Source organism: Idiomarina piscisalsi (assembly GCF_003987095.1).
Lineage (GTDB): Bacteria > Pseudomonadota > Gammaproteobacteria > Enterobacterales > Alteromonadaceae > Idiomarina > Idiomarina piscisalsi.
Map to the genome: position 1 here is coordinate 19,112 of NZ_PIQA01000016.1, position 10,399 is coordinate 29,510.

At 47.5% G+C, this 10,399-nt stretch carries 9 protein-coding genes and 4 tRNA genes; all 13 read left to right on the top strand.

The annotated features are described in order from the left end of the window. The 13 genes from tsaE to CWI73_RS12075 all read left to right on the top strand — a co-directional run bounded on the left by tsaE (position 1) and on the right by CWI73_RS12075 (position 10,236). The gene (tsaE, locus tag CWI73_RS12015) at positions 1-459 is read left to right on the top strand and encodes a tRNA (adenosine(37)-N6)-threonylcarbamoyltransferase complex ATPase subunit type 1 TsaE (protein ID WP_126753009.1); all 459 of its coding nucleotides are present in this window, start codon (positions 1-3) and stop codon (positions 457-459) included. Then, positions 456-1,766, top strand: coding sequence for an N-acetylmuramoyl-L-alanine amidase (locus tag CWI73_RS12020; protein ID WP_053953131.1), 1,311 nt, complete (start codon positions 456-458; stop codon positions 1,764-1,766). Before tsaE ends, CWI73_RS12020 begins: the two co-directional genes overlap by 4 nt. Beyond that, positions 1,766-3,544: a DNA mismatch repair endonuclease MutL gene (gene mutL, locus CWI73_RS12025; RefSeq protein ID WP_126753010.1), complete on the top strand. Its 1,779-nt coding sequence runs from the start codon at positions 1,766-1,768 to the stop codon at positions 3,542-3,544. Before CWI73_RS12020 ends, mutL begins: the two co-directional genes overlap by 1 nt. Beyond that, on the top strand, positions 3,531-4,481 hold the full coding sequence (gene miaA / locus CWI73_RS12030) for a tRNA (adenosine(37)-N6)-dimethylallyltransferase MiaA (protein ID WP_126753011.1): 951 nt from the start codon (positions 3,531-3,533) through the stop codon (positions 4,479-4,481). Before mutL ends, miaA begins: the two co-directional genes overlap by 14 nt. Before the next feature lie 180 nt (positions 4,482-4,661). Then, positions 4,662-4,919, top strand: a complete 258-nt coding sequence (gene hfq / locus CWI73_RS12035; protein WP_053953128.1) for an RNA chaperone Hfq — start codon at positions 4,662-4,664, stop codon at positions 4,917-4,919. Positions 4,920-4,947: 28 nt separating this feature from the next. Beyond that, the gene (hflX, locus tag CWI73_RS12040) at positions 4,948-6,240 is read left to right on the top strand and encodes a ribosome rescue GTPase HflX (protein WP_126753012.1); all 1,293 of its coding nucleotides are present in this window, start codon (positions 4,948-4,950) and stop codon (positions 6,238-6,240) included. A 30-nt stretch (positions 6,241-6,270) separates the two neighbouring features. Further along, positions 6,271-7,422, top strand: a complete 1,152-nt coding sequence (hflK, locus tag CWI73_RS12045) for an FtsH protease activity modulator HflK (protein ID WP_126753013.1) — start codon at positions 6,271-6,273, stop codon at positions 7,420-7,422. After that, entirely contained in the window at positions 7,422-8,315 is an 894-nt protein-coding gene (gene hflC / locus CWI73_RS12050; RefSeq protein ID WP_126753014.1) for a protease modulator HflC, read from the top strand. Before hflK ends, hflC begins: the two co-directional genes overlap by 1 nt. 104 nt (positions 8,316-8,419) lie before the next feature. Then, on the top strand, positions 8,420-9,715 hold the full coding sequence (locus CWI73_RS12055) for an adenylosuccinate synthase (RefSeq protein ID WP_126753015.1): 1,296 nt from the start codon (positions 8,420-8,422) through the stop codon (positions 9,713-9,715). Between the two features lie 133 nt (positions 9,716-9,848). After that, a tRNA-Thr gene (locus CWI73_RS12060) sits at positions 9,849-9,924 on the top strand. 19 nt (positions 9,925-9,943) lie between these two features. Further along, a tRNA-Tyr gene (locus CWI73_RS12065) sits at positions 9,944-10,028 on the top strand. 45 nt (positions 10,029-10,073) lie between these two features. Further along, positions 10,074-10,148, top strand: a tRNA-Gly gene (locus CWI73_RS12070). 12 nt (positions 10,149-10,160) lie between these two features. Then, positions 10,161-10,236: transfer RNA gene (locus CWI73_RS12075), tRNA-Thr, on the top strand. Positions 10,237-10,399 lie beyond the last annotated feature (163 nt).

The window sequence follows — 10,399 nt, forward strand, 5'->3', positions numbered from 1 at the left end:
ATGAGTGTGGTTTTCGAGCAAGAGTTGCCGAATGAGGAAGCTACGTTAGCTTTGGCGAAGCGTTTTGCAGAAAGTATTAAAGAGCCGGTGGTGGTTTACCTGGAAGGAGAACTGGGCGCGGGTAAAACAGCGTTTTGTCGAGGGGTGATTCAGGCTCTGGGTCACGAAGGCGCAGTAAAAAGCCCAACGTACACCCTGGTAGAGCCTTATCAGTTAAGTGGCTGGCGCATTCATCATTTCGACTTGTATCGCCTGGCTGACCCGGAAGAGCTTGAGTATATGGGTATTCGTGACTACTTTGCCGAAGACACTCTAAATTTTATTGAATGGCCGGAAAAAGGTGCAGGCTGGCTTCCGGACGCAGACATTGAAATTGCCTTAAGCTATTATGAGCAGGGCAGAAAAATAATTATAAATGCGCTAACTAACACCGGGAAAACTATCGTTCAGTCATTATGATAAAAAAGTTTTGGGTCGTGCTTCTTGCCTTATGCTCGTTCAGCGTATGGGCAGATAACAGTATTGAGAGTGTCAGGGTTTGGCCGTCGCCGGACAAGACGCGTGTGGTTTTTGACTTATCGGAGACGCCAGAGTACTCCTACTTTATGCTGAACCAGCAGAAGCCGTATCGCTTAGTCATAGACTTTAACAACACTAAGTTAAACACTGGCTTAACCAACCTGGGTAAAGACTCCTTACTTGTGCGCAAAGTGCGTACCAGCAGCCCTAAGAATAATCGCAGTAGCCGCATTGTCATTGAACTGAACTCGAAAACAGAACCAAACCTATTTGTACTCCCCGCGAATGAGTCATACAAAGACCGCCTGGTGGTCGACCTACCAGGTAAGTCAGTTGAACGCAGCGGTCCGGCAAAGTCGATTGACGAACTCAAAGATCGCAAAGTCACTATTGCAATAGATGCTGGTCATGGCGGGGATGACCCCGGCTCAATAGGGCCACGTGGTACTTACGAAAAAAACGTGGTGATAAAAATAGCGCGTGCTTTGGCAAAGATGATTAATGATGACCCGGGCATGCAGGCGTTTTTAGTGCGCACAGGCGACTATTATTTGGGCTTGAATGAGCGTCCGCAAAAAGCCTGGGATGCTAAAGCCGACTTCTTCGTATCGATTCACGCTGATGCTTTTAGAACGCCTCAACCTCGGGGCGGATCGGTTTGGGTCTTGTCTAAGCGACGGGCGGACTCAGAAGTGGGTCGTTGGTTAGAGAATAGAGAGCAAGAGTCTGAGTTACTTGGCGGTGTTACCGATATTTTAAGTAAAAACAGTCACGAGCCTTATTTGGCCGAAACCTTGCTTGATATGTCGATGGACAGCTCTATTGCCGGCGCCTACAGTGCAGCGCGACACATTATTGATGAAATGTCATCCGTTACTAAAATGCACAAGACAAAACCTCAGGCGGCCAGTTTGGCAGTATTAAAGTCACCGGATAAGCCGTCGCTTTTGGTCGAAACTGGGTTTATTTCTAACCCGGACGAAGAACGCTTATTGACCAGTAATGCGCATCAGCAAAAAATGGCTCGGGCGCTGTATAACGGTATTCGTCGGTATTTTGTCAGTAACCCGATAGACAACACCTACTTGGCGAATCAGAACAGCTTTACTTATACGGTGAAGTCGGGTGACTCTTTGTCTGTTTTGGCGCAACGTTACAATACGACAGTGAAAGCGATAAAAACGGAAAACAATTTAAGAAGTAACGTCCTTAAAATTGGACAAAAAATCACTATCCCGAGCCGCTAATGCCGATTCAACAATTGCCTATAGAACTTGCTAACCAAATTGCCGCCGGTGAGGTAGTCGAGCGTCCGTCGTCGGTCGTAAAAGAGTTGATAGAAAATGCCTTAGACGCCGGTGCAAACGAGCTTGTTCTAGATATTGAGAAAGGCGGCAGCAAGCGTATTCGTATTCGCGACAATGGCTGCGGTATTTCTCGAGATGAACTGACGTTGGCGCTGAGTCGTCATGCAACCAGTAAAATTAAGTCATTAGAAGACTTAGAGTGTATTGGTAGCTTAGGTTTTCGAGGGGAGGCTTTAGCCAGTATTAGTTCTGTGTCGCGGCTGCGCTTAACGTCGAAGCCCGCTGAGCAAAGTGAGGCGTGGCAGGCGTGGACAGAAGGTCGCGACATGCAGGTTAATGTTGAACCTGCCGCACACCCTAACGGCACGACCGTTGATATTCAGGATTTATTTTTTAACACGCCAGCCCGGCGTAAGTTTTTACGCACAGAAAAAACCGAGTTTAGCCACATTGATGAGGTTATAAAGCGTATTGCGTTAAGTCGGTTTGATGTAGCATTTCAATTGAGTCATAACGGCAAAACGTTGCGGCGCTATCCCAGGGCGGACTCAGAAAAGCAGCAGTTGCAACGCGTGGCAAAAATTTGTGGCGGCCAGTTCGCTGAGCAGGCGTATCAGTTACAAAGCCCGGAAGGTGACTACAAATTAAAAGGCTGGATGGTGGCACCGGAGCACTGTCGATACCAGGGCGATGTTCAGCATTTTTTTGTTAACGGCCGTATGATGCGTGACAAGCTTCTAGCTCACGCTGTGCGGCAGGCTTATGAAAAGTACTTACCGACTGACCGCGTGCCAACTTATATTCTTTATTTTGAACTGCCGGCCGAACAGGTTGATGTGAATGTGCATCCGGCCAAGCATGAAGTGCGCTTTCATTATCAACGGCAAGTGCACGACTTTATTCTCACTCAGGTTGAACGCGTACTGCGCTCGCTGACTGAAATGTCAGTAAGCGCAGGCACCGAAGATGCATCGGTTGATTTTAATGGTGAGCCTTACGAGAATGCCCACCGCCATCAGTATCAGTCGAACGATACGTCAACCATGAGGGAGAGCAGTCGTTATTCAACGGCACCGAGAAAGGCTATGGGATCGTTACTGCCTAACGCGGTAAAAAGCTCCTCAGGACGTTCCGAGAGTCAATTTGCATCGACATTCTGCGCATCGGCTTCTGTAAGCACACAAGAAACAACCTCCCCGAGCGAAAGCTGGCGCTTACTGTCACTGTTTAACGGGCATCAGGCTTTAGTAAGACACTCAAACCGGTTGGCCTGGCTGAATGTACGACAGGTGCATGCAGTTTGCGCACAGGAGAAGCTATCTCAGCAGCTTGAGGACGGCTTGTCTGGACAGCCATTATTGGTTCCCGTAACGGTATCAGCAAAAGAGTTTAAAACGCCGGTTAGCCAATGGCCAGAGCAACAGCTGAACCGCCTGGGGGTCATGTACTATCGTCAGAAAGATATGGTGGTTATCGAGCAAATGCCGGAAATGCTTCGTAAAGGTAATGTCGCACTGTTATTTAAGCAATTACTTGAGCAAGTGTCAGAGAACTCCGACAGCCAGCTGCTAACATGGCTGACGGCCTTTGTTGCTAAAGGTGAATACAGTACAACGGAAGCAGAGCACTGGGTGAAGCAGTGGCGCGATCAACTACATGAGTCTGCCGACTACCTCCAGTTTATTGAAGTGCCGGAGGCAGATAATGCAAACCACTAACGCGGTTATTACCATTTACGGTCCAACAGCTGCCGGGAAAACAGCCCTGTCGCTAGCGCTGTGTGACAAGCTGGACTGTGAAATTATTTCTGTCGACTCGGCGCTTATTTACCGCGGAATGGATATTGGTACCGCAAAACCAACATCGCAAGAGCAAGCCAAAGTACCACACCATCTTATTGATATTTGCGACCCGTCAGAGACCTACTCAGCGGCCGATTTTCAACGCGATGCACTGCGCTTAATTGACGATATTCAAGCACGCGGGAAGGTCCCTTTGCTAGTTGGCGGCACCATGTTGTATTTCAAAGCTTTGCTCGAAGGCTTGTCGCAGTTACCGGAGTCTGATGCGTCGGTTAGACAAAAACTTACCGAAGAAATGGAAGCAAGTGGGCTTGCTGTTTTGCATGACCGCTTGAAAACGATTGACCCTGTCAGTGCCGAACGAATACATCCGAATGATCCTCAGCGAACTCTGCGCGCCCTGGAAGTTTATGAGGTCAGTGGAAAAACATTGACTGAATTGACGAAAGAGCGTTTTGGCCAGCTGAATAAACCCGTTTATCAGTTTGCGATTGCGCCAAAGGAGCGTTCAGTACTGCACCAGCGCATTGAGCAGCGCTTTGATCAAATGCTGTCTGAGCCATTCGAGGACGAGGTGAGAAAGCTGTTTGAACGTGGCGACTTACATGAAGACTTACCGTCCATTCGTAGTGTGGGTTACCGCCAAATGTGGCGATACTTAAATGGCGAATTATCGTATGAAGAAATGCGAGAGCGCGGCATTATCGCTACCCGGCAGCTTGCAAAACGCCAATTAACCTGGCTGAACGGCTGGCCAAGTGTGACTTGGCTGGAAACTGATGATTCGCAAATGAACGACAAAGTTGAGGCTGCCTTAGCTCAACCTGCGCAAAATTTTCCTCCCAAGGATTGAAATTTTCAGTACCGCCCACAGATCCGATTAGCAAATAAATGAGTAATTTTTAACGTTTTTCTGGTTGCAAAAATTCTTTACTGGTCTAGTGTGTGTTTACAGGTGATAGCAAATTGGCTGTGCTGTCACTTTTTGTATTTCGCATTGGATAATGAATAACGATAAAAAAAGGAATCCAAGATGGCCAAGGGGCAAACTCTACAAGACCCGTTTTTAAATGCATTGCGCCGCGAGCGCATCCCGGTATCCATTTATTTGGTCAACGGTATCAAGCTACAGGGGCAAATTGAGTCGTTTGACCAATTTGTTGTATTGCTGAAAAACACTGTTAGCCAAATGGTTTATAAACACGCTATTTCGACTGTCGTCCCAGCCAGAATCCCGCAAAACTACTTGCCTCAGCAAGCGGCTGAAGGCGTGGCTGAGTTCGACGATTAACTTTAAGAAAAGAGAGGTCTGATACAACTTGTTCGATAGGTATGAAGGTGGCGACTACGCAATTTTGGTTCATGTGGACTTTCCCACTGAAGTAAACCGAGAAGATCTCTCTGAACTTAAACTTTTAGCAAACTCTTCAGGTGTTGAGACTCGCGGCGTTATAACAACAAGCCGCGGTTCACCGACGCCAAAATACTTTGTTGGCAGTGGTAAAGCAGAAGAAATCGCCGAACAGGTGAAAGCGCTTGATGCCAACATTGTTATTTTCAATCATGCGCTGTCCCCAACACAAGAGCGTAACCTGGAAGCTATCTGCAAATGTCGCGTTCTGGACAGAACCGGGCTTATTCTTGATATTTTCGCTCAGCGGGCACGTACTCACGAAGGCAAATTGCAGGTAGAGCTGGCACAATTACGCCATATTTCAACGCGGCTAGTGCGTGGCTGGACTCACTTGGAGCGCCAAAAAGGTGGTATCGGTTTGCGTGGACCGGGTGAAACGCAGCTTGAGACCGACCGACGCTTAATTCGCGGACGTATTAAGAATATTCTGCGGCGTCTGGAAAAAGTTCAAAAGCAACGCGAGCAGGGACGGCGTGCCCGTCAAAAAGCCGAAATTCCTACAGTTTCGTTAGTGGGCTATACCAACGCTGGTAAATCAACGTTGTTTAATCAGTTAACGGAAGCGGGCGTTTATGCGGCAGACCAATTGTTTGCGACGCTGGATCCGACACTTCGTAAGCTTACCATTGAAGACGTTGGTGATTTAATTCTGGCGGATACCGTTGGCTTTATCCGGCACTTGCCACACGATTTAGTCGCGGCTTTTAAGGCGACACTTCAGGAAACGCAGGAAGCGGATCTACTTCTGCATGTGGTTGATGTTGCGGATGACCAACAGCAGGACAATATTGATCAAGTGACAGAAGTACTCGAAGAAATTGACGCTGGAGATGTGCCACAACTGATTATTTGTAATAAAATAGACCAAGTAGATGGCGCAAAACCACGTATCGATTACGAAGATGACAAACCCGTAAGAGTGTGGGTGTCGGCTCAAGAAGATATTGGTGTCGAGCTTATTTTAGAGGCATTAACCCAGTTTTTGGGGCCTCAAATGATGGACGCGACCATAAAAATACCGCCGTCCATGGGCAAATTACGTGGTACATTGTACGAATTAAACAGTGTTACCTCTGAAGATGTTGACGAAAATGGGCAACTGGCGTTGCATGTACGTTTATCATCGGTAGACTGGCAGCGCCTTAAAAAACGATTTGATAAAAACTTGGATGAATTAATTGTCCAAAAGCATAATTAATATAAGTTAAACCATAAATTGGAGCAGTCCATGGCTTGGAATCAACCGGGGAACGGCGGTAACAACAACGACCGTGACCCATGGAAAAATCAGGGCGGTAAAGATCAGGGACCACCTGATCTGGATGAAGCAGTCCGTAAACTCTTTTCAAAGTTCGGCTTTGGCGGCAATAAAGGTGGAAGCTCTGGCGGCAGCTCAGGCATTCCAAGTAAGGGTATTGGCATCATTGCTATTATCGCCATTATTGTTTGGTTCATTGCAGGCTTTTACACCGTAAAAGAAGCTGATCGCGGCGTTGTGCTTCGATTTGGTCAGTTCCACACAATGGTCGAGTCAGGTCTGCATTGGCGTCCTGTTTTTGTGGATACTGTTGAGCATGTCGACGTTAACAATATACGTTCGGATAAAACTGAAGGTTACATGCTGACTCAGGATGAGAACGTGGTTCGTGTCGAGCTAGATGTTCAGTACCGTGTTGTCGACCCCCGCGCATACTTGTTCAATGTTCAGGACGCAGACGGTGTATTATCGCGAGCGACTGACAGTGCGTTACGTTACGTCGTTGGTCACACGACAATGGACGAAGTATTGACGCGTGGTCGTGAGCAAGTTCGTGCAGACACTTTAGATATGCTTGAGTCGACAATGAATCCATATTCTATTGGCTTACAAATTGTTGATCTTAACTTACTGCCTGCACGTCCACCGGAAGCGGTTAAAGACGCGTTTGATGACGCTATTGCTGCGCAAGAGGACGAAGAACGTTACATTCGTGAAGCCGAAGCCTATGCGCGTGAAGTTGAGCCGTTAGCACGTGGTCAAGTTCGCCGTATGTTGCAAGAAGCTCAAGCGTATCGTGAACAAATTATTCTGGAAGCTCAGGGTGAGGTTGCACGCTTTAACGAGTTACTACCTCAGTATGAGCGTGCACCGGAAGTCACTCGTGAACGTATTTACCTGGACACACTGCAGGACATTTACGCGAAGACGCCAAAAGTCTTGGTTGACGTGGAAGGTGGCAACAATATGATGTACCTGCCACTTGAGAAGTTGTTAGAGCGCCAAGGTAGAAATACAGAAACCTTCTCACCTCCGCGAGTTCCAGAGCAAGGTGCGGGAACGTCCTTTAACTCTGAACCGCAAAATACTCGCAACAGCAACCGTAGCGGAGGTCGAAACTAATGAAAAACCTAATCGCAATAATCGTTGTGGTCCTGGTCGCTCTGGGTTTGTCCTCCATCTACGTGGTGAAAGAGGGCGAGCGAGCCATTTTGATTCAATTCGGTAAAGTTGAACGTGACGCCCAAACGGGTGAAGCGATGGTATTTGAGCCAGGCTTACACTTTAAAATACCCTTTATCGAGCAAGTTAAGAAACTGGATGCGCGTCTACAAACTCTGGACGGGGACCCAGACCGCTTTGTCACCAGTGAGAAAAAGGACTTAATTGTTGATACCTATGTCATGTGGCGTATTAACGATTTCTCGACGTTCTACCTGAGTACAAACGGCGGTAATATTCTGCAAGCAGAAGCTTTACTTACTCGTCGAATCAACAGTGGCTTGCGTAGTGAGTTTGGTAATCGCACCATTTCAGATATTGTTTCTGGTGAACGAGACGAACTGATGCGTGAAGCATTGCTTCAGGGCGCTAAGAGTGCTTCAGACTTAGGTATTGAAGTGCTTGACGTGCGGGTTATGCAAATTAACCTGCCGACCGAGGTCAGCCAATCGATTTACCAGCGTATGCGCGCTGAACGTCAGGCGGTTGCGACTGAGCACCGTTCAGAAGGTAAAGAGCAAGCTGAGTTTATCCGTGCTGACGTTGATGCACGTGTGACCGTTATGCTTGCTGATGCTAAACGCCAGTCACGCGAATTGCGTGGTGAAGGTGATGCAGAGGCGGCTCGTATTTATGCCGAAGCATACGAAAAAGACGCTGAGTTCTTTGCTTTTATTCGCAGTATGGAAGCCTATACCAACTCATTTGGTAAAGGTAACGATATGCTCGTACTTGATGCAAACAGCGACTTCTTCCGCTACCTGCAAGATATGATGGGCGAAAAGCAAGAGTAAAAGTCCAACCAGTGCCCAATGATTTCATTGGGCACTTTTCCCTCATGTACAAACTCCCCGATACAAGGTAAGATCGCCACGCTTTTTTTTTACGCGGGGCAATCATGAGTCAGAACGTTGTTATTTTAGGCACCCAGTGGGGTGACGAAGGTAAAGGTAAAATCGTCGATCTGTTGACCGACAAAGCGAGCTTAGTGGTTCGTTATCAAGGTGGTCATAACGCAGGTCATACACTGGTCATTGACGGTGAAAAAACGGTTTTGCATCTCATTCCTTCAGGAATTCTGCGCTCAAATGTTCAGTGCATTATTGGTAATGGTGTAGTGTTATCACCAGAAGCCTTAATAGAAGAAATTGATATGCTCGAAGCTCGTGACGTGCCTGTTAAAGAGCGCTTGCGAGTGAGTGAAGCTTGCCCGTTAATTTTGCCTTTCCATATTGCTCTAGACCAGGCTCGTGAAAAAGCACGAGGTAAAGAAGCTATTGGAACTACCGGTCGAGGTATCGGCCCTGCGTATGAAGACAAAGTCGCACGTCGTGGTCTGCGAGTTGGCGATTTATTTAATGCTGAGCGTTTTGAGGGCAAGTTAAAAGAACTGGTCGATTACCATAACTTTGCCCTGACCGAATATTATAAAACCGATGCCATCGACTACGATAAGGTTCTTAAGCAATGTAAAGAGTTTGCTGAACTGCTTAAGCCGATGGTTGCCGATGTACCGGCAATGCTTGATCAGGCTCGTAAGAACGGCGACAAAGTCATGTTCGAAGGTGCTCAAGGCACATTGCTTGATATTGACCACGGTACTTACCCTTATGTGACATCATCTAACACCACGGCAGGTGGGGTAGCGACAGGTGCCGGCTTTGGCCCTCGTTATATTGAGTATGTATTAGGTATCGTGAAGGCCTATACGACTCGTGTCGGTAGCGGTCCATTCCCAACAGAGCTCGGCTGCGATGTTGGTCAGCACTTAGGCGTTAAAGGTCATGAGTTTGGTGCAACAACTGGTCGTAAACGCCGCACAGGTTGGTTAGATGCAGTGGCAATGCGTCGTGCGGTGCAAATTAACTCGGTCAGTGGTTTTTGCTTAACCAAACTAGACGTGCTTGATGGTCTGGATGAGTTAAAAATTTGTACTGGCTACAAGTTGGCTGATGGCACAATCAGTGAGTATCCGCCATTGGCAGCTGAAGACTATGACTTGGTCGAGCCTGTTTATGAGACCTTAGAAGGCTGGCAGGAAAGTACGGTTGGCGTAACAGAGCATAACCAGTTACCGCCGCAAGCGTTAGCGTATATATCAAGAATAGAAGCGTTAACTGGCGTGCCAGTTGATATCATCTCAACAGGCCCGGATCGTAACGAAACGATTGTATTGCGTCATCCATTCGAATAATTTAATTTCTCGGTCAGTTTTTGCTCGAAGGAGTTAAAAACTGACCACTTGATCGTGTTTTTATAAATTTTTTGCGCAAAGCTATTGCACTATCAAATTTAGTACCATAGAATGCGCTCCACCTAACCGGGGTGCCGGCATAGCTCAGCTGGTAGAGCAACTGACTTGTAATCAGTAGGTCGGGAGTTCGACTCTCTCTGCCGGCACCAATTCAAATTGCAAAATGCGGGAGGGGTTCCCGAGTGGCCAAAGGGATCAGACTGTAAATCTGACGGCTCAGCCTTCGCAGGTTCGAATCCTGCCCCCTCCACCACGCAATTTCCTTGGTTTTGAGGTGGCCTCACAATATTGTGAATTTGCGGGTGTCGTATAGTGGCTATTACCTCAGCCTTCCAAGCTGATGACGCGGGTTCGATTCCCGCCACCCGCTCCAAATTCAAGTCGTGCTGATATAGCTCAGTTGGTAGAGCGCACCCTTGGTAAGGGTGAGGTCGGCGGTTCAAATCCGCCTATCAGCACCATTCCTTATACAGGCCATTCTAACGAAACCTTGGTAGGCAAACGTAAGTTTAGGTAAAACACCAAAAGAATTTTGTTAGAGAGGCTGCAATGTCTAAAGAAAAATTTGAACGTTCGAAGCCGCACGTAAACGTCGGCACCATTGGTCACGTTGACCACGGTAAA